Here is a 21,005-nt window from a genome sequence, read left to right as displayed (position 1 = left end):
TTTTTGATGCTTTATATTATCGGGCTAGGGCCGGGAGCAAAGAATTTGATGACCCAAGAGGCCGTGAGTGCTATTGGTCAAGCGGATACGATCGTTGGCTATCAGACTTATATTGACTTGATCACGGATATGATCGGGCAAAAAGAGGTAGTCGTAACGGGAATGCGCGGTGAGAAAAAAAGGGCCCAACAAGCGTTAGAAATAGCGGCTAGTGGAAAAAACGTGGCCCTCGTTTCCAGCGGAGACGCAGGTATTTACGGCATGGCTGGTTTAGTGTTAGAAATGGCCGCTAAATACGAGAAAAAAGTGGATATTCAGGTGTTACCGGGAATTACCGCAAGTATCGGGGCGGCAGCCAATTTGGGGGCTCCGCTCATGAACGATTTTTGCCACATCAGCCTTAGTGATCTGATGACTCCGTGGGAGGTGATCCAACGGCGGCTGGCAGCGGCGGCTCAGGCTGATTTCGTAATTTGTCTGTATAATCCGCGTAGCCAAAGTAGGCCCGATAATTTAAGGATGGCGTTAGACATTATCCTTAAATATAAACCCGCTAGTACGGTTGTGGGGCTAAGCAAGAACGTTGCGCGGAAAAATGAGGTAGATGAGATCACGACGATCGCGGATTTGGACGTCGAAAAAGTAGACATGAGAACGATCGTCATCATCGGTAACAAGAATACTTATCTGACCTCTCAGGGAAAAATGGTCACGCCCAGGGGTTACCAAATATGATCTTGTTGTTAGGAGGAACGAGTGAAAGCCTGCAAATTGCAACGGCATTAAGCCAACGACAAATAGAATTTGTGCTGACGGTAACTACCACGTATGGTGCCCAGTTAGCCGCGCCGCACGCCCAAGTGGTCTTACAACGGAATTTTACCGCCGACTCGTTGACAGAATTTATTGGTGTTCACCAAATTAACTTGATAATCGATGCTACTCATCCCTTTGCGCGGGTGATCTCGACCACCGCGATCACGGTGGCACAACGTAGCCACGTCGCTTACATCCGCTACGAAAGGACAAGCGATTTGACAGAGTCGCCGAACTTAAGATTAGTAACTGATCTTACCGAAGCTTGTGTTGTTTTACAACGGCAAAAGGGAACGATTTATTTGTCCACCGGCAGTAAGACCGCCGCGGCTTACGTGGAGCAGTTAGGGGTCAGGCGGTTGCACATTCGGATACTGCCCCGGGTGTTAGCCTTAGAAGCCATCGAAAAATTGGGCTTTACGGCCGCTCAGATCGATGCGTTGCAGGGGCCATTTAGCACCCAACTAAACGTGGAACTTTTTAAAAAGGCCCAGGCTGCAGTCGTCGTTACTAAGGAAAGTGGCAGCCGGGGAGGCGTTTGGGAAAAAATTGCCGCTTGCGAGCAGTTAGCGATCCCCTGTGTTGTAATTCAGCGCCCGCAAATCAATTATCCCGTAATGGTCACGAGTTTGCCGGCCTTAGGGGATAAGATAACGGAGGTGTTAAAATGAATGGTCGTGTTTCTTTGGTAGGAGCTGGTCCCGGTGATCTGCGGTTGCTCACGTTACTAGCTAAAAAAAGGTTAGAAGAAGCCGACGTGGTCGTTTATGATCATTTGGTAAATCCCGCCGTTTTGTCGTTAGTCAGTTGCGAAAAAATCAACGTCGGTAAGTTGCCCCAGCGTCATAAGTACAACCAAAGTCAGATCAACGAGTTACTGGTCAAATTAGCCGCTGCCGGTAAAAATGTCGTGCGTCTTAAAGCCGGCGATCCGTTTGTTTTTGGCAGGGGTGGTGAAGAAGCTCAATTTTTAAAGGCCAAACAAATTTCCTATGAGATCATTCCTGGGATCACGAGTGCCTTAGCGGGGCCAGCAGCGGTTGGGATCCCCGTTACTCACAGAGACTATGCTTCTAGTTTTCACGTGATCACGGGACATAAGCAACTCAATGAACAAAAGCTAAACTGGGCAAATATCGCTGCGCAAGAAGGAACCCTGATTTTTTTGATGGGGATGGGAGAATTAAGCAATATCGTGACTAATTTGATCGCTAACGGTAAGTCTCCCACTACCCCGATCGCAGTAGTTCAGTGGGCAACTCAGTGGCAGCAACAAAGTGTGACTGCTGATTTAGCTCGTATTGTTGACGTCGTGCAACAAAACCAGATCGGTTCACCCGCCGTGATCGTCGTGGGTGAAGTCGTGGGTGTAGCTAAAGAGGTGGCGGTCAACTTGCCCCTCGCCGGCCGTCACCTTTTATTACCGGCACAAATCGATTCACGGCTATGCGAGAGGTTGCAAGATCAGGGAGCGGCGGTCGAATTTTGGGGCAACGATCAGCTGCAAGAATTGCCCGTGGTATTACCCGATTGGCAACAAGCGGGCACGCTAATAGTAACGGAAATGGCCGCGTTTGATTTTTTAGTTACCAAACTGCTGGCTGCTGGCCAAGACTTACGCGTGCTGGCTAACTGGCAAGTCGTTGCTTGGACGCGCTCAATAAGTGATAAATTGCGGCGCAAAGGAATTTTAGCTACCGTTTTTGGCAACGACTCGTACCAGTACCGGGAGCCGGTATTTGTGTTGGGTTCTGATCAAACGGTTGCGGCAGCAGGATTGCCTTATCCGGCGCTAAAAGTAATTCACCGTCACTATACCGAAAAACAGTTGGCAATCGGTCGTTTTCACGCAGTGGTGCTTACTAGTATAGCTGAGTTAAACGAATTAGTTGCTAGTTGTAACGATGAGCAATTATTGCAAACAAAAGCTTTTGTGACGACGGCAGCAGTTGCTACGCGCTGTCGCCAGCTAAAGTTTGAAAACGTGATCGAAGTGGGAACGACGGTGGAACAGATCGTGGCTCAAATGGAGGAGAATTTAAGTGAACAAGACCGCTCTTTTACTAGTTAGTTTTGGTTCGACCTACAAGGAAAAACGCAAACAAACCGGCAACATGCTGGCAAGCGCAATGCAAAGAAATTTCCCGACTGCCGTTATTTTTCAGGCCTATACTTCTAACGTCGTGATCTCACGCGTTAAACAAAAAGAAGGCGTGACACTGGACACGCCTAGAGAAGTGTTGCAAAAAATTTATCAGTTGGGTTATCAAGAGGTGTACGTCCAGCCGTTGTATATTATTCCCGGGATCGAATATCACCAATTTTTGGCACAAGCAGCCGAGTTTCGCGGGCAATTCAAGCACCTGGTTTGTGGTCGCCCGTTGTTAAATACAGCGCAGGATTACGAAGAAGTGGTCGGCTTTTTACGCCAGCTGGGCGGGAATCAAGCCGCTCATACGGGGACGCTGCTGATGGGACACGGAACGGACGCGAGCGTTTTTACCGCCTATGCCTGCTTGGATCACATGTTAATGGGCACCAGGCATTACCTGGGGGCCGTCGAAAGTTACCCGGACATTGGGTTTGAAATTGCGCGGTTAAAACAAGACCACGTTACTAAGGTGGATCTTTACCCGTTTATGGTGGTAGCGGGAAATCACGCGCATCACGATATGGCTGGAACTGACCCTAATTCGTGGCAATCCCTGTTGGAAAAAGAAAATATCGCGGTCATCCCGCATTTAACGGGAGTAGGAGAATTTTCTTTTATTCAAGAACTTTTCGTAAAACACTTACACCAGGCCGTGAAGGAGGAACAGAAATGGTAGCTTTTTATGGCATTGGGGTCGGCCCCGGTGACAGTAAATTACTGACGGTCGCAGCCGTTGAAACGCTGCGGCAGTTAGCCGTTTTGTATACCCCTTATTCCCGGCAAAAAACTAAAAGTCTAGCCGAAGCCGTTGCCAGTGAGTATTTTGCACCGGACTTGGTGATCAAGAGAAGACGGTTTCCGATGACGGCCGACTGGACGCAAAAAAGTGCGGCGTGGCACAGTATTGCACAAGAGATCATTGCAGATGTCAGTGCGGGGCGTAAGACGGGATTCATTACCATTGGTGATCCGATGGTCTATAGTACATACAGCTATTTGTTAGCATTAGTCCGCTCTCAGATCCCGGTTAAAACCATCGCTGGCATTTCTTCTTTTTCACAGATCGCGTCTTCTATTTCTGTGCCGTTGGCGTTAAACGACGAGTCGTTTGCGGTCGTGCCGGCGACGGCTAGTGAAGATAAGATCGGGCGGGTACTCGACAACAACGATAACGTGGTATTGATGAAGATCGCGGCTAATTTTCCCGTAGTTTATCGCCTGTTGGCTCAGCGAAATTTATTGCAGCGTGCGGTGATCGTTACTAATTCTGCGACGGCCGAAGAACAAACCTATCACGCCGATCGTATTAAAGCAGATATTAGCTTACCGTATTTTGCGACGATGTTGGTGAGAAAAGTGTTACTAAAAGAAGAGATGTTAAATGAAAAAGGTTAAGTTTACTAGTAGTCTAATTTTGCTGGGAGCAGCATTATTTTACGGGCTGGTTTTTCCTACTCCGGTGCACGCGATGCATATTATGGAAGGAATGTTGCCGCCTAAATGGTGTGTTTTATGGTTTGTAGTCAGCGCCCCGTTTTTTATTTACGGCTTGTACCGGATGCAAAAAATCGTGAATTCCAGCCAAAAAAATGCGAAAGTGATGCTCGCGCTGTGTGGCGCCTTCGTTTTTGTGTTATCGTCATTAAAAATGCCTTCGGTAACGGGCTCTAGTTCGCATCCAACGGGAGTAGGCTTAGGGACGGTCATGTTCGGCCCGGGAGTGATGGTAGTTTTAGGCGTGATCGTTTTACTATTTCAGGCGTTATTGTTGGCTCATGGGGGCTTAACGACGTTAGGGGCTAATTGTTTTTCCATGACGATCGTCGGTCCGTTGGTCGGTTTTGGTGTATATCAACTATGCCGGTTATTAAAGGTCAACCGCTCTGTCGCTCTTTTTTTATGTGCGGTGTTAGCCGATTTTTCCACGTACGTCACGACTTCTTTTCAGCTCGCGTTTGTTTTTCCGGATCCTAATTTAGGGGTCATGGGAGCGGTAATTAAGTTTTTGGGGATCTATGCGGTAACTCAGATCCCACTGGCAATTGCAGAGGGCTTTTTGACCGTGATCGTTTATAACCTGATCATTAGTAATGATCTGTGGGAGGAGCAGGATCTGCGATGAAATCAAAGACTAAACAAAACATTATTCTGATCATTTTAGTTTTAATTTTGTTGATCGTGCCGTTTTTCTTGGCTAAAAATGACTCTTTTACCGGAAGTGACGACCAGGGAACAACTCAGATCAGGAAAAATGCGCCTCACTATAAGGTCTGGGCACACCCGTTATGGACTCCGCCTTCCGCAGAAATAGAAAGCTTACTGTTCACCGTCCAGGGAAGTTTGGGGACGGGGGTCATAGCTTATATTATTGGTAATGCGCGGGGAAAGAAAAAAGCTAGAGAAGAATTCGAGCAGCAGCAAAATGCGCGCCAAAAGCATGGGAGGTAGCCTCGTGTTAAGCATTGATAAGTATGCGTATAATAACCGGATCTTAAACTGGACACCGACGTTAAAGGCGACCTTGTGGCTGGTGGGGATGATCATTGCGTTTCAGCCACTTAATTGGCTAAAGTTAGTGTTAGTAGTGCTGGTGGTCGCCCATAACTTATACGCGGATCGGATCACACTCAAACAATATTTGAAGTGGTTTTATCCGGTGCTACCCTTTATTATTCTCAGCGTGTTAGGTGTTATTTTTACGGTATCCGCTAGAAAAGCAGCTATTTATTACCCGCTCCATCTTTTTGGTAATTACTTCGGTATTTCTAAGGAAATGTTGCCCAGTGGGATCAACCTAATGGTTCGCATCCTAACGGCAATCGTGTGCACGTATTGGTTCGCTACGACTACGCCTTTTCAGCAGATCATCGTGCTCTTAAAAAAGTTACACCTGCCTAGTGTTTTAATCGAAGAAACCATGTTGATGTACCGCTTTATTTTTATTTTTATCGCCTCCGCCGAAGAAATTTACCGGGCACAAAAGTTAAAATTTGGCTACCGTAATTTCAGGGTGGCGTTACGTTCCTGCGGAATTTTAGTCCAGATGCTGTTTAAGCAGGTTATTATTAATTATGACCAGATGGTGTACGCGTTAGATGCCAAACTGTTTGATGGCGATTTTAAAATTTAGGAGAAAAAAATGATCGAAGTTCAAGATCTTAGTTTTGGTTACGAACCTAATCAGGCGATTTTAAACCACGTTTCTATGACTTTTGGTGATTCCCACGGGCCGGTGATCGGCGTGATCGGTCCCAATGGCTCGGGAAAATCGACGCTGTTTTTAAATTTAGTCGGGATGTTAAAGCCAACGGCGGGTAAGGTAATAGTAGACGGTAAAGAGTTAAAGTATAGTAAAAAGGCGCTAAATCAGCTACGCCAAAAAGTGGGGATCGTTTTTCAGGATTCGGAACAGCAAATTTTTTACTCGATCGTTGAAGACGACGTTGCTTTTGCATTACATAACTTAAACTTTCCCCCGCAAGAAATTGAGCGGCGCGTGACCGAGGCGTTAACACAATTAGATATCCTTGATCTGAGAAAACGACCGGTCCATTACCTCAGTGGCGGGCAAAAAAAACGCGTTGCGATCGCCGGGATCTTAGTCTTACATTCGGAATGGATCTTATTAGACGAGCCGACGGCGGGCTTAGATCCGGACGGGGTGCAGCGGATGATCTTTTTGATCAATAAGTTGGTCAGTCAGGGCCACAAACTGATCATCTCTAGTCACGATATGGATTTTGTCTACGAAGTTTGCAATTATTGTTATATTTTGACCGCCGGACAAGTCATAGCAGCGGGGAAAAAAGCAGCAGTTTTCTTAGACGAACAATTGTTGTTACGCAGTAAACTGCGGCAACCGTGGTTGGTCAGGTTGCACGAAAAATTGCAACTCCCACTGTACTCGTCGGCAGCGGAATTATTTGCCGCTGACGCCACGCGAAAGGATAATTAACTAAGGGAGGCCTGAGTCATTGTGACGAAATCAATTATGTTTCAGGGAACCACATCGGATGCCGGTAAAAGTTGGACCGCCGCTGCCCTATGCCGGATCTTAAAGAACCAGGGACTAAAAGTTGCACCCTTTAAGTCTCAAAATATGGCGCTCAATTCGTTTATCACCCCGAATGGGGCCGAAATGGGCAGGGCACAGGTTTTTCAGGCCGAAGCAGCTGGCAGACAACCCGATGTCCGGATGAACCCGATTTTGTTAAAGCCCGCGACGGATCAGGATTCCCAGGTAATTTTTATGGGAAAAGTTTGGGGGAATCTCAGCGCTGCTGAATACGAAAATTGCAAAGACCAGTTTAAAGAAAAAATTGGTAAGATCTACCAATCGCTAGCGCGTGAAAACGACGTAATGGTTTTGGAGGGCGCTGGCAGCCCGGCGGAGATCAATTTGAACCAGAAAGATATCGTTAACATGGGGATGGCCGAAATTGCGGATAGTCCTGTGATCTTGGTAGCCGATATTGATAAGGGGGGAGTTTATGCTGCAATCTACGGGACGATCAAATTACTGCCGCTTGCGCAACAAAGAAGGATCAAGGGGATCATTATCAATAAGTTTCGCGGGGATCAGACGTTACTTGATTCCGGCAACCAAATGATCGAAGAGCTGACGGGAGTTCCGGTGCTCGGTGTTTTACCAATGACGGATATTGATTTGGACGAGGAAGATAGCGTCGTTTTAAGTCACAAGTCTCACACTAAAAATAGCCAGAAAGTGCTCGATGTGGCCGTGATCGCGTTACCTAAGATCTCTAATTTTACCGATTTTCACGCGTTAGAAATTCAACCGGACGTGTCGGTCCGTTACGTTTTGACTCCCGAACAATTAGGAACTCCGGACCTGTTGGTGATTCCCGGGAGTAAAAATACGTTAGCAGACCTCGCGTTTTTGCGTCAGCGACAGTTACTTGAACCACTGCGTGCTCTGCGTCAAAGGGGAGTAATGATCGCGGGAATTTGTGGTGGGTACCAGATACTGGGGACACGGGTGAGTGACCAGGACAATATCGAGTCAACGCTGACTGGTGCAGCGGGGTTAGGATTACTTGACGTTCAAACGGTTTTTTCGCAGGGAAAAAGGACGACCCAGGTAACCGCTAAGCAAAGCGACCATGTTTTAAGCGGCTATGAGATCCATATGGGAGAAACAGTTTTGGGTCCAAAGGTCAGGCCTTTTGCTCGGATCGTAACTAGCAACGGACGGGCTGTTTCGCGCTGGGATGGTGCTGTTAGCAAGGACGGCAGGGTTTGGGGCACTTACTTGCACGGGATATTTGATAATCAGGAGTGGACAAGAGCCTTACTGAATAAGTTGCGGCGAGAAAAGGGCTTTGCGGCACTAAAAGATCAGGGGACTTCAATGGCTGGATATAAAGAATTGCAGTACGAAAAACTGGCACAGGTATTTCAGCAAAATGTCGCGCTGGACCAGTTGATTAAAATCATCAACGGCGCTGAAATCAAGTGAGGTGGTTTGATGCAGTATCCGTATCCGGTAGTTTTAGACCTTGCAGGTAAACGAGTAGCGGTAGTGGGCGGAGGGAAAATCGCCGCGCGTAAAATTAGGGGATTACTGGTCGCGCACGCGCTGGTCACGGTGATCAGTCCTAAATTATGTGCTCAAATCGACCGTACGCGGATCAATTGGTGCCCTAAAAAATACACTACCGGTGATATTACAGGGATGAGCTTGGTGATAGCCTGTACCGATGACCGGCAAGTTAACGAACAAGTAGTTAACGATACTAGCGAAATGCAATTGGTCAATAACGTTAGCGAGCAATGCCAGTCTAATTTTTTCAATGTCGCTAAGGTGGAAAACGGCGACTTGTTAGTGGCGATTTCGACTAAGGGGCATGCGCCGGCTTTAGCTAAAAAATTAAAAAAGCCGCTGGCCCGGCTGCTGACCCGGTATTTAGGGCATTAGGATACATATTTTAAGAAAGTGAGCTCAAATTAATTACTAATTAGGTGAAAGTTTTTGAAGAATAAATTTATCGTTGGCACCAGACAAAGTAAGTTAGCCATGCGTCAGACGGAACTAGTGGTCAACGCGCTCAAAAAAGTAGCACCGACTAGCACTTTTGTGGTGAAAAGAATTACTACCGAAGGCGACCGTAACTTGCGCGGCGACCTGCAAAAAATTGGGGGTAAGGGGATTTTTGTCAAGGAGATCGAACGGCAGATCGACGCGGGGCAGCTTGATTTTGCGGTTCATAGTTTAAAGGATATGCCCCCAATTTTACCTGCTGGATTAATACTCGGAAGCATCCCGCAACGGGAGTCGCCGTACGATTGTTTGGTCTCTAGTCGGCGTTATCAAAGTATCAGCGACCTCCCAGTTGGAGCTAGGATCGGGACTAATAGTGTACGCCGGCAAGGACAATTGTTGCACTTGCGCCCGGACTTACAGATCGTGCCGATTCGGGGCAATATTGATACGCGGATCCGTAAAATCAGCAGCGAACGACTGGAGGGTGTGATTTTAGCGGAGGCGGGGCTCGCTCGGTTAGGGGTCGATCTGTCCGGTTATTACCGGTTACCGCTAAAGAACGTGATTTTGCCGGCCGTAGGACAGGGAGCGTTAGCAATCGAATGTCGGCAAAATGATGAACGGACGTTAGCGTTGATCCAAAAGATCGATGATCCCTTGACTCACCAAAACGTGAAACTCGAACGGGCTTTTTTGCAGGAACTGGGTGGCAGCTGTAATTTTCCAATCGGTGCATTCGCCACCAGTAACGGAGACCGGGTGAGCTTTACGGGGTTGGTGACCTCTCAAGATGGCAAGCAATTATTGGTAAAAAAACATTGTGGTAGTAGCACGAAAATCAGCGGTAAAACTACGGCGCAAGAATTGATCAGGGCCGGGGCGCTGGCGTTGATTTAGTTTGGGGGACATTGAATGGAAGAGCGGTTGATTTTGGTAACAGGCGGTTCTAAAAGTGGAAAGTCTGCTTTTGCTGAAAAAATGTTTACTAAAGACGACGAGGTCTGTTATATAGCCACCGGTGTCATGAAGGGCTTTGACCCGGAAATGCAGCTGCGGATCAACGAACACCAAAAAAGAAGACCCGCGAGTTGGGTGACGGAAGAACGTTATCAAGACTTGGCGTCGTTTGTCTTAAACCATCATTTTAGCGGTTACCTACTAGACGACGTCACGATGGCAGTGACTAATTTATTTTTTGATTTAGTGCAAGACGCTGCGCGGCAGGCTGCTTTAGGAGTTGATGATTACGTTGATTCTTTGGGGCGCGTTGCACTGCAGGAATTAAGAAAAACGATCTGTACGCAGTGGGAGCAACTTTGTCAGGCAATCACAGCTAGCAAGCAACGAATGGTGATCGTTACCGACGAGGTGGGCTTGGGGGTAGTGCCCGCCACTAAACAAACGAGGATCTTACGAGATTTGTACGGTGAGGTCAATCAGCTCATCGCCCGGGCTGCAGACGAGGTTTATTTCGTGATCAGCGGTCTGCCACAAAAAATTAAGTAGCAGTTTTAGGTGTTGGTTAGGCATTGCGGGGTGATATTATTACGATACTGTTGACGTACCCGAAAGCTAAAATTGAAAGTCACATGCAAAAGCAACTGGAAAAATTCGATCGGGTGTGCTATTTTCCCCTTAGAGTGCTAAAGCCCTGCGAGTTAACCGCAACAGCTAAACGGGTCTTAGTGAATAGTAAAGCTATTGCGATCACCAGTCAGTTTGCCTTGAAGGTCTTTGTACAGTCTTTAAGTAGCTGGAATCAAAACGCACTTATCTTAGTGCTCAGTGTGAAGATGAAAGATGTATTATTAGCTAACGGCATCGCTGAAACGCGCATCCGGGTCGCTCGAAGGGCTGATCAGCAGGAGTTGAACGCCCTAATTGCAAAATTACACTTGCATTCACTAACCAAACTGACCGGTAATTTGACGACCAAGACTAAATTACCGGCATTTGTTAAGCAAGTTCAGGTTTACGAAAATACCTGGAATAGTCAGGCCGAAAAACAGGTGGTCCGGCGGCTTAAAGGCCAAAAAATCATGCAGGTACTGGTGACCAGTCCTTCCTGTTATTACCGGCTTAAAAAAATTGAAACTGTGATACCGGCAAGTTTCGCACACACGCGTTACTACGTATTGGGACCTAGTAGCGCTGCAGCCATCGCGCAGGATAATTATCCCGTTGTGCAACCACGCCAAACGACTGCTGGTGTGCTGACTGAGATTTTACTAGCCATCGTGCAGGACGCTAAGCAGGAGAAAAAGTCCTAGACTGATCTTGATTTAGTTATTGGAGGAATGTTAAATCAGCTGTCAAGTAAAACACTTGTCATTCACATCTGATAATGTCTTAAGTAATCACACGAGAAAATGTCTCAAATAACTAGAAAAATTCCTCCGCTTCTGCCAAAATAATTAGGCAAATTATACAGCGGAGGATCTTATGAGAAAGGTTTACTTAACGATGAAAGAAGCACACAAATATCGAATTATCAAAAACGTAGCTGAAGGTAAAATGCCTAAAACTAGAGCTGAGGTTCAACTAGGGGTAACCAGACGTCAGATTGATCGGTTACTTGTCCGTTACAGAACAATTGGTAAATCAGCTTTTATTCACCAAAATCGTTTGAAAAAGCCCAAGCACGCACTTTCCCAAACAACACGTTCAACTATCGTTGAACTGTATCAAACAAAATACGTCGGCGCTAATTTCACTCATTTTACGGAATTATTAGCCGAACATGAAGACCTTAAATTCAGTCGGTCAACAATCGCTAATATCTTAAAACAAGCGAATATTTTATCGCCTAAGGCTCATCGGCGAACCAAACGACTGCACCGAGAAAAGCTCCGAAAACAAGCTATGAAAACTAAAACAGTCGCTAAATCAGATAAAATTTTAATTCCAGGAGAAACTCACCCTAGTCGCCCACGTAAAAAATATTTTGGTGAATTAATCCAAATTGACGCTAGTGACCACTTATGGTTTGGCAAGCAAAAAAGTCATTTACACGTGGCAATTGATGACGCAACTGGAACTATCGTTGGTGCTTACTTCGATCATCAAGAAACCCTCAAGGGTTACTACCACGTTTACCATCAGATCCTAACCAATTATGGCATTCCATATGAATTTTTCAGTGATCGGCGAACGGTATTTGAATATCAACGCAAACACCAAAAACAGGTTGAAAATGATACTTTTACGCAATTTGGTTATGCTTGTCAACAACTTGGAACTAAGATTTCGACCAGTTCTATTCCACAAGCAAAAGGGCGAGTTGAGCGTCTCTTTGAAACGCTACAATCTCGCCTAATCACTGAATTACGTATTCATCAAGTAGCTACGCTAGCTGCGGCCAATGTATTCCTAGATTCCTACATCGAAAGATACAATGCGCAGTTTGCCCTACCGATAAATGATACCACATCAGTGATGGAAAAAGCACCCGTAACAACTAAATTAAATCTAATTTTGGGCACTTTAACTACTCGTAAGATCAATACAGGTAATCACTTTTCATTCCATAAACAGGCTTATTTACCGGTCACATCGACTGGAAAAGGAGTTTATTTTCAACGTGGGACAGAGGTGTTGGTTATCAAAGCCTTTGACGGTGAATTGTACGCTTCGATCGCTGAAGGTTTATATCGTGTGCGTCGCTTAGCGGCACATGAGTTACGATCCCAGGAATTCGACGCCGTACCTCAAAAACAAAAAGCGAAAAGAAATTACATTCCACCGCTTTCGCATCCCTGGAAAGCAGCCAGTTTTAACCGCTATTTAGCTAAACGCGGGATCACACAAGCAGAATTTGAACAGGAGCGCTACGCTTAGCACAGCTTTTTTCGTCGGTCGACTCAGATTAAAGCAACACATCGCCTTACAGAGGTCAAGGGCGGCGTAGCCGTTTATTTTACCCTTGACCTTCTGTGAGGCGGTGTGTTAGGCAACCATTTCGACTGACAAAAAAGCTGAGCATCCCCTTTTTTCAGAGGGAGATAGCCCAGCGGCTTGAGCGCTAATTACTCGCTAATGTTTATATTTTTTTGAGACATTTTCAAAAACGATTGACAGTTAAATCAGCTGTCAAGTAAAACACTTTGACAGCTAGTTTTAGTTAAGCTATAATAAAGCTTATTGTACGGGGAGGAATACGATGAAATGGTCGCTACGACAATTGCAAAAGTTAGGTGATCAACGACTGACAGTCGCTGAGCACCTTGATTTGCAAGCCGAACTACAAAAACGCGTTCCGCAACTATTAGCAGTTTCTCCGGTTAGTGTCAAGGGCTTTTTGGGGGTCGATTCGGTTGGCGTTTATGCTCAACTCAGGGTACAAGCGACGCTGACTTTGCCTTCATCGCGTTCTCTGACACCTACTCCGGTCGCTGTTGATTTTGTGATCGCTGAAAGTTACGTTACTACGCCACCAAATGATGGGCGCGAGCAACAGGAAGTAGTGATCGTGGTCGCCGATGGCATACTTGATCTGACTACGGTAGTCAGCGATAATTTGATCTTACACTTGCCGACTAAGGTATTGACCGCCGCGGAAAAAAAGGGTGCTGCGAGTTTGCCGCAGGGAAATGACTGGCAGGTTGTCAGCGAAGAACAGTTAGCCAAGCAAAAGCAAGACCAGCTTGATCCCCGCTGGGATAAACTGACGGATTTTTTTGCGACCGATGATTAGTTGCAAATTGCTTCCATAAACGGTACAATTCAATTTGTTGAGATTTTGATAATTAGATAAGGAGGTGCTGTCAGATGGCAGTTCCAGCAAGAAAAACTTCTAAGACGAAGAAAAGATTACGGCGGACACATTACAAGTTAGAGGTTCCAGGAATGACTGCTTGCCCACATTGTGGCGAGTTACGGATGGCTCATCATGTTTGCTCTAATTGTGGCTATTATGGTGACAAAGAAGTTATCAACGTTAAATAAACGGCGTTAAGCGGCGGAGTTGGGACAAAAAGCGCTTAGCAGTCGAGCACTAGCCTAGTTTCAAAGTAAAACCGTACTTTAGGTTTTATTTTGAAACGTAGCTAGGCACAAACTGCTGCTTTTTGGAGCACGATCAGTCTATTGCTTATGGAAACCAAAAAAGGGGCGAGAACAATTTTGTTCTGGTCCCGTTTTTTATAGCAGTTAATTAAAACGCTCAGGCACTGTGATGTGTGATGAAGGAGGAATTTGATGCAGGTCAATCACGTTGAACTCGTGATCAGTGCGGTCAAACCGCAGCAGTACCCGACGGCTGGTTACCCTGAGATCGCCTTAGCGGGGCGGTCAAACGTCGGTAAATCTTCACTGATCAATACTTTGATCAACCGCAAGAGTTACGCCCGGACTTCTAGTCAACCGGGAAAAACGCAGACGTTAAATTTTTACGAGCTTGAATCCCAGTTATACTTTGTCGACGTTCCGGGCTACGGTTACGCGAAAGTTTCGCAAAAACAGCGTGGTCAGTGGGGAAAGATGCTGGAGACGTATTTTTCTACTCGCGAGAATTTGCGGGGGGTAGTTTCGTTAGTCGATGCTAGGCACGCTCCTACCAAATTGGATCAGCAGATGATCGCTTTTCTTCATTATTATGATCTGCCGCTGTTAGTGGTCGCCACTAAAAGCGATAAAATAAAAAAAAGCCAGCACAATAAATGTGTGGCGGAGATCCGCAAAACGCTTCAATTACGCGAACAAGAACCGGTGATACTCTTTTCTGCTTTAAATAAAACCGGTAAAAAAGAAGTGTGGGAATGGATAGAGCAACAGGCCAAGCCGTAAGGTAAGCCGGTTAGCAGTTGCGGCTCCAAGTAAATCCTGTACTTGGATTTGCTTGTTGGTGTTCTGAGGACCTTGAAAAACGCGCTCAGTCTATTGCTTACGGAAAACAAAAAATGGGGCTGGAACAAAATTTTGCTTTGTTCCAGCCCCGCTGTGTATTCGTAATGCTAGGTTGATCGTGTTTTTAAAAGTAGTAGCTAACGTTTACCTACCGAACACTTTTGGTCACAACTTCTTTGATTAGTCAGTCTTTTTAGGAGAACTATTTTTATCGGCTGGACTTTGCTGCGAGTTTTTCTTTTTTTCGTCAGGGCCGACCGCAAACTTGGAGAAAAGGTCGTCTAAATTATTTTTTTGGTTAATTTTAAGTCCCATCTGTGTCCACCTCTTTACTTTAATACATTAACCTTAACAGTTTTACGGGATTTGTGCAATTCGCCGGATCATTTGCGGGTGAATAAAATTATTTATACCATTAAATATACATAAATTGAATAATTAACTCCTTTTTTGCGATTTTTTTGCATAAATAATCAGTTAGGTGTATGATAATGACATGCAAGAATAGATAGGGGAATGATGTTCGATGAGCAAATGGCTGAAAAAAATAACGCTGTTGTTGGCGTTAGTAGGTGCGCTGGTAGTGACTGCCAGTCAAGTTCAAGCAGCAACGACCGCGCAGGGTGATAATTCGGTCCAAAAAATCAAGCAGAAAAAAACGCTGGTAGTTGGGACTAGCGCCGATTATCCGCCGTACGAGTTTACCGCTAAGAAAAATGGCAAGACTACTTATGTTGGTGTCGATATTGATATCGCTAAGCAATTAGCTCGTGATTTAGGCGTCAAATTAGAAATTAAGAATATGGATTTTGATTCGTTACTGGTAGCCTTGGAAACGCATAAGGTCGATGCGGTCTTGTCGGCGTTGAGTCCCACTAAGACCAGACAAAAAAGTGTGGATTTCTCCCAGATCTACTATAAGGGTAAGCAATTTATTATTATCAATAAAAAAGATAAGAATAAATACCAGTCGCTAAAAGATTTACAGGGCAAGGCTGTGGGCGCACAAAAGGGTTCTTTACAGTATGATTTAGTCAAAGGACAGATCAAAGACGTCAATTTAAAGGGACTGACTAAGTTAAATGATTTGGTGATCGCGTTACAAAGTGGTAAAGTTCAAGCAGTAGGAATGGAAGAGCCGACCGCTAAATCCTTCGTGGCTAACAATAAGGGCCTGTACACGTTTGATCCACATTTTAATATGGGAGAAAACGTCAAGGGGACCGCGATCGCTTTTCCGAAAAATTCCCCTGCGTTAGTGGCAGCTGCCAATCAAACTCTAAATAAAATCAAGCGTAAGAATTTGATCAACGATCAGTATATTCCGGCCGCAGGAAAGTATATGACTGCTAGCACTAAGTCCAACTCGATGAAGCAGTACTGGACTTACTTCGCTAAGGGGATCGAATATACGTTGTTGATCACTGTTATTTCCGTGTTCTTTGGCTTTTTATTGGGAATCTTGTTGGCACTGATGCGGTTATCTCACGGCAAAGTATTACATACGATTGCTGTCGCATATATTGAGTTTGTCCGTGGCACCCCTTTGATGGTCCAAGTGATGTTTATCTACTTTGGGATTGGGGCCGTGATCTCGGGATTACCCGCGTTACTGGCGGGGATCATCGCGACTTCCCTGAATTCCGGGGCGTACGTGGCCGAAGTGATCCGTTCGGGGATCGAATCGATCGCAGTAGGACAAACCGAAGCGGCGCGTAGTTTAGGGATGACCCAGGCAGATACTTACCGCTACGTAGTGATCCCGCAAGCCCTGAGAAATATCTGGCCGGCTTTGGGAAACGAATTTATTACCCTGATTAAGGAAAGCTCGATCGTGTCGATCATTGGCGTTGGCGATTTAATGTACCAGACACAGTTGGTGCAATCGGCGACCTATCGGGGAGTAATGCCGTTATTTATCACCATGATCCTGTATTTTGTAATGACGTTTAGTTTGTCTAAGGTCTTGAATTACTTTGAGAGGAAGATGAAAAATGACTGAGATGATCACTGTTCAAAATTTAGAAAAAACTTACGGTAAAAACGAAGTCTTAAAAGAAATTAATGAAACTGTCAACCAAGGCGAAGTCGTCTGCGTCATCGGACCTTCGGGTGCCGGAAAGAGTACCTTTTTGCGGTGCTTAAACGTGTTGGAAAAGCCGACGAGTGGCAAAGTGATTTTTGAGCAACAGGACTTGACCGATATTTCAGAAAAGCAATTAAACGTTTTGCGTCAAAAGATGGGCATGGTATTTCAGGGCTTCAACTTGTTTCCTAACATGACCGTTTTGGAAAATATTTCCTTAGCACCGGTCAAAGTCAAGGGCTTAAGTCAACAAGAGGCTGATAAAAAAGCAATGGACTTGTTGATCCAAGTTGGGCTAGAGGATAAGGCTGATCAGTACCCTGCTAGTCTGTCTGGCGGACAAGAACAGCGGGTAGCGATCGCGCGGGCGTTAGCGATGGACCCGGAAGTGATGCTGTTTGACGAACCGACCAGTGCCTTGGATCCCGAAATGGTTGGTGAAGTGCTAGGCGTAATGAAGGGTTTAGCTGATTCGGGAATGACGATGGTAGTAGTTACCCACGAAATGGGTTTTGCGCGTGAAGTGGCCGACCGGATCTGGTTGATGGCCGATGGCTACGTGCAAGAAGAAGGGACTCCTAGTGAAGTGTTCGATCACCCGCAAACTAAACGGGCGCAGGACTTTTTGTCTAAAGTGCTTTAATTGTTTGGTGCTTTTTATCTGGGGTCCGTCGCGTTTAACGCTAACAAAAAACAGCAGGGATTAGGGCGATGTGTTTGGCCCCAATCCTTTTTTGTGGTTTAGGTAACTGAGCGTTAGCTGCCACGGCTTGTTTTTAATTGCGCCCAACAAAGTCAACGATTACCATTTGGCTACGTATTATCACAAAGCTAAGCTCAGGCTTGATGAGGATATTAGACTAATCTTTAGGTGCTAAGCGACTTGTTTCACAGCGTGTTTTTTTGCGTTATAATTAATAGTGATTATTGAGAAGGGAATATCTTCAATGGCAACCCAACATATCGAAAATAAGTTAAAATTATTACCAGACCTTCCCGGCTGTTATTTAATGAAAAACCTGAATAGCAAGATCATCTACGTTGGGAAGGCTAAAAACTTAAAAAATCGGGTCCGGTCGTATTTTAAAAGCAGTCACGAGGGTAAGACCGCGAAACTAGTAGCCGAGATCCGGGACTTTGAAACGATCGTGACTTCGACCGACAAGGAAGCCTTTTTATTAGAGATCACTCTTATTCAAAAGCATAAACCTTACTACAACATTAAACTAAAGCGCGGGACGGGTTATCCGTACATTAAAATCACCAGTGAAAAAGATCCGACGTTAAAAATCGTTAGTCAGGTCAAAAATGACGGTGGTTCTTATTTTGGCCCGTACCCGAACGTCTATGCTGCTTCCGAAACGTTACAGTTGTTGCAAAGGGTTTATCCTTTAAGACGCTGCAACGGTTACCAGAAGCGACCTTGTTTGTATTATCATATGGGCCAGTGTTTAGGCGCGTGTTTTAAAGAAGTTCCTGCCAGTGCTTACGAGGCTCAAATCAAAAAAATCAAGTCTTTTTTACGGGGTAACGTGAAGGGGATCAAAAGACGGTTAACTAAGAATATGGAGCAAGCAGCGGCAAACATGGAATATGAAAGAGCCGCCGAGTTGCGCGACCAGATTCATTACGTCGAAGTGACCGTTGAACGCCAAAAGATCATCTCTAATGATAATACTCCTAGAGACTTATTTGCTTATTACATGGACAAGGGCTGGCTTTCTATTCAGGTTTTTTCGATCAGGCAGGCTCGCTTAATGAAAAGAGAAAAGCGGCTTTTTCCGTGCATTGATACGCCGGAAAACGAATTGACGTCTTTTATTTTGCAATTTTATAATCAAAAAAACCGTTTGTTACCTAAAGAAATTTTGGTGCCGGCAACCCTAGAACAAGATGTGTTACACCAGATCTTAAACGTGCCGGTCCGGACACCACAACGGGGACAAAAGAAAGCCTTGCTGGAGTTAGCGCAAAAAAATGCGCGTTTGGTGTTAGAAGAGAAGTTTCGTTTGCTAGAGCTGGATGAAAGAAAGACGGTAGGCGCCATGGACGAGATCACCGACGCCTTACACTTGCCACACGGACACCGGATCGAGGCTTTCGATCATTCGCACATTCAAGGCCAAGATTTAGTTTCGGCGATGGTTTGTTTTATCGATGGGCGTCCGGCTAAAAAAGAATACCGGAAATATAAATTAAAAACTGTGGACCACGCCGATGAAGCGGCTAGCACGCAAGAGGTGATCTACCGGCGGTACCGGCGTTTGTTAACGGAAAAAAAGCCGCTGCCGGATCTGATTTTAATGGATGGTGGGGTAGTCCAAGTCAATGCGGCGCGTGAGACGTTGCGCAATCAGCTGGGTATCGACATTCCGGTGGCAGGGATGGTTAAAAATACGCACCATAAAACTGCTGACCTGATGACCGAAAACGACGAAAAAATCGGCCTGGATCCTAAAAGTGAGGGCTTTTATTTGTTGCAGCGGATCCAAGATGAGGTTCACCGCTTTGTAATTACGTTTCACCGGCAGGTCCACTCGAAAAATTCTCTGTCTTCAAGGCTCGAAGAGATCCAAGGAGTGGGACCTAAGACGAGGATAAAGCTGTTGCAACATTTTAAATCCCTGAAAAAAATTGAGGCGGCTTCAGTAGAGGAATTGCAACAGCTGGGCATTGCGTCCAAAGTAGCACAAACGATCAAATTGAGTTTGAAATGAGTCTTTGACCTGCTTTTTAAAAACTGTTATAGTGTGGCAAGATATTAGCGCTGCGGAAAACTGAAGGGTGATTTAAAAGAATGTTTGTAGATCAAGTTAAAATTACGGCTAAGGCCGGTAAGGGTGGCGACGGGATGGTAGCCTTTCGTCACGAAAAATTCGTTCCTAATGGCGGGCCGGCTGGCGGTGATGGTGGTCATGGTGGTAGTATTATTTTGCGGGTCGATGAGGGCTTGCGGACACTGATGGATTTTCGCTATCACCGCATTTTTAAGGCTAAGGCCGGACAAAATGGGATGATCAAGGGAATGTACGGCAGGAAAGCTCCTGATTTAACGGTTGCCGTGCCGCCTGGAACTACCGTTTATGATGCGGATACCAACGAAGTAGTCGGTGATTTAGTAACGGACGGTCAGGAATTAGTGATCGCTGCTGGTGGCCGGGGTGGCCGGGGCAACATTAAGTTTGCGTCACCTAAAAACCCCGCACCGGAGATCGCTGAAAACGGTGAACCGGGCGAAGAAAAAAATCTGCGCTTAGAACTCAAGGTACTGGCAGACGTGGGACTGGTCGGCTTTCCTTCGGTGGGCAAATCGACGCTATTAGCGGTAATGACTAGCGCTAAGCCGAAAATTGCGGAGTATCATTTTACCACTTTGGTCCCTAATTTAGGGATGGTGCAATTAGACGATGGCCGCGATTTCGTGCTAGCCGATTTACCGGGACTGATCGAAGGAGCGTCCTTAGGTGTTGGCCTAGGGATCCAATTTTTGCGGCACGTTGAACGTACGCGGGTGATCTTACACGTAGTCGATATGTCTGGCGAAGAAGGGCGTGAACCGTTCGCCGATTACCAAAAAATCAACCATGAATTGGCCGCTTATGACCCGGAATTGTTACAGCGCCCGCAGATCATCGTTGCAAGTAAGATGGATCAACCGCAAGCGGCCGCTAACTTAAAGGAATTTACGGCTAAAATTAAAAGTGATCACGGTTTAACAAAACTGCCACAGATCGTGGCGGTTTCGGCGATCACGCACCATAACATCGACCAGCTAGCGTACAAGACGGCCGAGCTATTGGAACAGACACCACAATTTAACCAACCGGTGGCTAAACAAGAAGAGGTCTATGAGTATCAAGAAGAGCAAAAGCCGTTTGAATTGACGCGTAATCCTGACGCTAGTTGGACTTTAAGCGGCGCCAAGATCGAAAAATTATTTAAGATGACTAATTTGGAACACGATGAGAGTTTATTGCGTTTCGCTCGCCAAATACGAGCAATGGGAGTAGACGACGAGTTACGGGCTCGGGGCGCTAAGAGTGGCGATGAAGTGCACTTAGAAGACTTTATTTTCGAATTTGTGGAATAGATGGATGGATTTT

The 21,005-nt window shown here is 45.7% G+C and carries 23 protein-coding genes; 22 read left to right on the top strand and 1 reads right to left on the bottom strand.

Annotated features, from left to right (window positions below; translation table 11 throughout):
- The first annotated feature begins 6 nt into the window (after positions 1–6).
- The 18 genes from cobJ to yihA all read left to right on the top strand — a co-directional run bounded on the left by cobJ (position 7) and on the right by yihA (position 14,756).
- The gene (gene cobJ, locus ACSYSK_RS05840) at positions 7–735 is read left to right on the top strand and encodes a precorrin-3B C(17)-methyltransferase (protein WP_491714219.1); all 729 of its coding nucleotides are present in this window, start codon (positions 7–9) and stop codon (positions 733–735) included.
- Positions 732–1,487 carry a precorrin-6A reductase gene (gene cobK / locus ACSYSK_RS05835; protein WP_491714218.1) on the top strand — a complete coding sequence of 252 codons (756 nt, stop codon included), beginning with the start codon at positions 732–734 and terminating at the stop codon, positions 1,485–1,487. The genes cobJ and cobK overlap by 4 nt, the downstream gene beginning before the upstream one ends.
- Positions 1,484–2,887, top strand: coding sequence for a uroporphyrinogen-III C-methyltransferase (gene cobA / locus ACSYSK_RS05830; RefSeq protein WP_491714217.1), 1,404 nt, complete (start codon positions 1,484–1,486; stop codon positions 2,885–2,887). Before cobK ends, cobA begins: the two co-directional genes overlap by 4 nt.
- A complete protein-coding gene (locus tag ACSYSK_RS05825) occupies positions 2,859–3,644 on the top strand; it encodes a sirohydrochlorin cobaltochelatase (protein ID WP_491714216.1) in 786 nt (261 codons plus the stop codon). Before cobA ends, ACSYSK_RS05825 begins: the two co-directional genes overlap by 29 nt.
- On the top strand, positions 3,638–4,363 hold the full coding sequence (locus tag ACSYSK_RS05820) for a cobalt-factor II C(20)-methyltransferase (RefSeq protein WP_491714215.1): 726 nt from the start codon (positions 3,638–3,640) through the stop codon (positions 4,361–4,363). The genes ACSYSK_RS05825 and ACSYSK_RS05820 overlap by 7 nt, the downstream gene beginning before the upstream one ends.
- Positions 4,350–5,090, top strand: coding sequence for an energy-coupling factor ABC transporter permease (locus ACSYSK_RS05815; RefSeq protein ID WP_491714214.1), 741 nt, complete (start codon positions 4,350–4,352; stop codon positions 5,088–5,090). The genes ACSYSK_RS05820 and ACSYSK_RS05815 overlap by 14 nt, the downstream gene beginning before the upstream one ends.
- On the top strand, positions 5,087–5,416 hold the full coding sequence (locus ACSYSK_RS05810; RefSeq protein WP_491714213.1) for an energy-coupling factor ABC transporter substrate-binding protein: 330 nt from the start codon (positions 5,087–5,089) through the stop codon (positions 5,414–5,416). The genes ACSYSK_RS05815 and ACSYSK_RS05810 overlap by 4 nt, the downstream gene beginning before the upstream one ends.
- Positions 5,417–5,420: 4 nt before the next feature.
- Entirely contained in the window at positions 5,421–6,098 is a 678-nt protein-coding gene (cbiQ, locus tag ACSYSK_RS05805; RefSeq protein WP_491714212.1) for a cobalt ECF transporter T component CbiQ, read from the top strand.
- A gap of 9 nt (positions 6,099–6,107) precedes the next feature.
- Entirely contained in the window at positions 6,108–6,923 is an 816-nt protein-coding gene (locus ACSYSK_RS05800; protein WP_491714211.1) for an energy-coupling factor ABC transporter ATP-binding protein, read from the top strand.
- 18 nt (positions 6,924–6,941) lie between these two features.
- Positions 6,942–8,447: a cobyric acid synthase gene (locus tag ACSYSK_RS05795; RefSeq protein ID WP_491715869.1), complete on the top strand. Its 1,506-nt coding sequence runs from the start codon at positions 6,942–6,944 to the stop codon at positions 8,445–8,447.
- A gap of 9 nt (positions 8,448–8,456) precedes the next feature.
- Positions 8,457–8,906, top strand: a complete 450-nt coding sequence (locus ACSYSK_RS05790; RefSeq protein WP_491714210.1) for a precorrin-2 dehydrogenase/sirohydrochlorin ferrochelatase family protein — start codon at positions 8,457–8,459, stop codon at positions 8,904–8,906.
- A gap of 54 nt (positions 8,907–8,960) precedes the next feature.
- The gene (gene hemC, locus ACSYSK_RS05785) at positions 8,961–9,869 is read left to right on the top strand and encodes a hydroxymethylbilane synthase (RefSeq protein WP_491714209.1); all 909 of its coding nucleotides are present in this window, start codon (positions 8,961–8,963) and stop codon (positions 9,867–9,869) included.
- A 15-nt stretch (positions 9,870–9,884) separates the two neighbouring features.
- On the top strand, positions 9,885–10,478 hold the full coding sequence (gene cobU, locus ACSYSK_RS05780; protein WP_491714208.1) for a bifunctional adenosylcobinamide kinase/adenosylcobinamide-phosphate guanylyltransferase: 594 nt from the start codon (positions 9,885–9,887) through the stop codon (positions 10,476–10,478).
- A gap of 23 nt (positions 10,479–10,501) precedes the next feature.
- Entirely contained in the window at positions 10,502–11,242 is a 741-nt protein-coding gene (locus ACSYSK_RS05775; protein ID WP_491714207.1) for a uroporphyrinogen-III synthase, read from the top strand.
- 193 nt (positions 11,243–11,435) lie between these two features.
- Positions 11,436–12,809: an ISNCY family transposase gene (locus ACSYSK_RS05770; protein WP_491715848.1), complete on the top strand. Its 1,374-nt coding sequence runs from the start codon at positions 11,436–11,438 to the stop codon at positions 12,807–12,809.
- 322 nt (positions 12,810–13,131) lie between these two features.
- Positions 13,132–13,665 (top strand): YceD family protein, encoded by a 534-nt coding sequence (locus ACSYSK_RS05765; RefSeq protein WP_491714206.1) that lies wholly within the window; start codon positions 13,132–13,134, stop codon positions 13,663–13,665.
- Positions 13,666–13,739: 74 nt separating this feature from the next.
- On the top strand, positions 13,740–13,916 hold the full coding sequence (rpmF, locus tag ACSYSK_RS05760) for a 50S ribosomal protein L32 (protein ID WP_491714205.1): 177 nt from the start codon (positions 13,740–13,742) through the stop codon (positions 13,914–13,916).
- A gap of 252 nt (positions 13,917–14,168) precedes the next feature.
- Positions 14,169–14,756, top strand: a complete 588-nt coding sequence (gene yihA, locus ACSYSK_RS05755) for a ribosome biogenesis GTP-binding protein YihA/YsxC (protein ID WP_491714204.1) — start codon at positions 14,169–14,171, stop codon at positions 14,754–14,756.
- 240 nt (positions 14,757–14,996) lie between these two features.
- Here yihA and ACSYSK_RS05750 read toward each other — a convergent pair whose 3' ends face one another.
- On the bottom strand, positions 14,997–15,131 hold the full coding sequence (locus ACSYSK_RS05750; protein ID WP_491714203.1) for an SPJ_0845 family protein: 135 nt from the start codon (positions 15,129–15,131) through the stop codon (positions 14,997–14,999).
- Positions 15,132–15,342: 211 nt separating this feature from the next.
- Between ACSYSK_RS05750 and ACSYSK_RS05745 the strand changes: the two genes are divergently transcribed.
- The 4 genes from ACSYSK_RS05745 to obgE all read left to right on the top strand — a co-directional run bounded on the left by ACSYSK_RS05745 (position 15,343) and on the right by obgE (position 20,992).
- Entirely contained in the window at positions 15,343–16,818 is a 1,476-nt protein-coding gene (locus ACSYSK_RS05745; protein WP_491714202.1) for an ABC transporter substrate-binding protein/permease, read from the top strand.
- Complete coding sequence (locus ACSYSK_RS05740) at positions 16,811–17,545, top strand: amino acid ABC transporter ATP-binding protein (RefSeq protein WP_491714201.1); 735 nt, start codon at positions 16,811–16,813, stop codon at positions 17,543–17,545. Before ACSYSK_RS05745 ends, ACSYSK_RS05740 begins: the two co-directional genes overlap by 8 nt.
- A gap of 304 nt (positions 17,546–17,849) precedes the next feature.
- Positions 17,850–19,619, top strand: coding sequence for an excinuclease ABC subunit UvrC (uvrC, locus tag ACSYSK_RS05735; RefSeq protein WP_491714200.1), 1,770 nt, complete (start codon positions 17,850–17,852; stop codon positions 19,617–19,619).
- A gap of 80 nt (positions 19,620–19,699) precedes the next feature.
- Positions 19,700–20,992: a GTPase ObgE gene (obgE, locus tag ACSYSK_RS05730; RefSeq protein WP_491714199.1), complete on the top strand. Its 1,293-nt coding sequence runs from the start codon at positions 19,700–19,702 to the stop codon at positions 20,990–20,992.
- Positions 20,993–21,005: the final 13 nt, after the last annotated feature.

It is taken from the genome of Ligilactobacillus sp. ESL1201, assembly GCF_058503265.1.
The sequence above is the reverse complement of the archived record's forward strand: the minus strand, read 5'-3'. Positions and strand labels throughout refer to the sequence as shown.

Bases quoted from the DNA above. Each gene is read 5' to 3' on its own strand.
- cobJ (WP_491714219.1), top strand. From the start codon at position 7: ATGCTTTATATTATCGGGCTAGGGCCGGGAGCAAAGAATTTGATGACC.
- cobK (WP_491714218.1), top strand. From the start codon at position 732: ATGATCTTGTTGTTAGGAGGAACGAGTGAAAGCCTGCAAATTGCAACG.
- cobA (WP_491714217.1), top strand. From the start codon at position 1,484: ATGAATGGTCGTGTTTCTTTGGTAGGAGCTGGTCCCGGTGATCTGCGG.
- ACSYSK_RS05820 (WP_491714215.1), top strand. From the start codon at position 3,638: ATGGTAGCTTTTTATGGCATTGGGGTCGGCCCCGGTGACAGTAAATTA.
- ACSYSK_RS05815 (WP_491714214.1), top strand. From the start codon at position 4,350: ATGAAAAAGGTTAAGTTTACTAGTAGTCTAATTTTGCTGGGAGCAGCA.
- ACSYSK_RS05810 (WP_491714213.1), top strand. From the start codon at position 5,087: ATGAAATCAAAGACTAAACAAAACATTATTCTGATCATTTTAGTTTTA.
- ACSYSK_RS05800 (WP_491714211.1), top strand. From the start codon at position 6,108: ATGATCGAAGTTCAAGATCTTAGTTTTGGTTACGAACCTAATCAGGCG.
- ACSYSK_RS05790 (WP_491714210.1), top strand. From the start codon at position 8,457: ATGCAGTATCCGTATCCGGTAGTTTTAGACCTTGCAGGTAAACGAGTA.
- cobU (WP_491714208.1), top strand. From the start codon at position 9,885: ATGGAAGAGCGGTTGATTTTGGTAACAGGCGGTTCTAAAAGTGGAAAG.
- ACSYSK_RS05770 (WP_491715848.1), top strand. From the start codon at position 11,436: ATGAAAGAAGCACACAAATATCGAATTATCAAAAACGTAGCTGAAGGT.
- ACSYSK_RS05765 (WP_491714206.1), top strand. From the start codon at position 13,132: ATGAAATGGTCGCTACGACAATTGCAAAAGTTAGGTGATCAACGACTG.
- rpmF (WP_491714205.1), top strand. From the start codon at position 13,740: ATGGCAGTTCCAGCAAGAAAAACTTCTAAGACGAAGAAAAGATTACGG.
- yihA (WP_491714204.1), top strand. From the start codon at position 14,169: ATGCAGGTCAATCACGTTGAACTCGTGATCAGTGCGGTCAAACCGCAG.
- ACSYSK_RS05750 (WP_491714203.1), bottom strand. From the start codon at position 15,131: ATGGGACTTAAAATTAACCAAAAAAATAATTTAGACGACCTTTTCTCC.
- ACSYSK_RS05745 (WP_491714202.1), top strand. From the start codon at position 15,343: ATGAGCAAATGGCTGAAAAAAATAACGCTGTTGTTGGCGTTAGTAGGT.
- ACSYSK_RS05740 (WP_491714201.1), top strand. From the start codon at position 16,811: ATGACTGAGATGATCACTGTTCAAAATTTAGAAAAAACTTACGGTAAA.
- uvrC (WP_491714200.1), top strand. From the start codon at position 17,850: ATGGCAACCCAACATATCGAAAATAAGTTAAAATTATTACCAGACCTT.
- obgE (WP_491714199.1), top strand. From the start codon at position 19,700: ATGTTTGTAGATCAAGTTAAAATTACGGCTAAGGCCGGTAAGGGTGGC.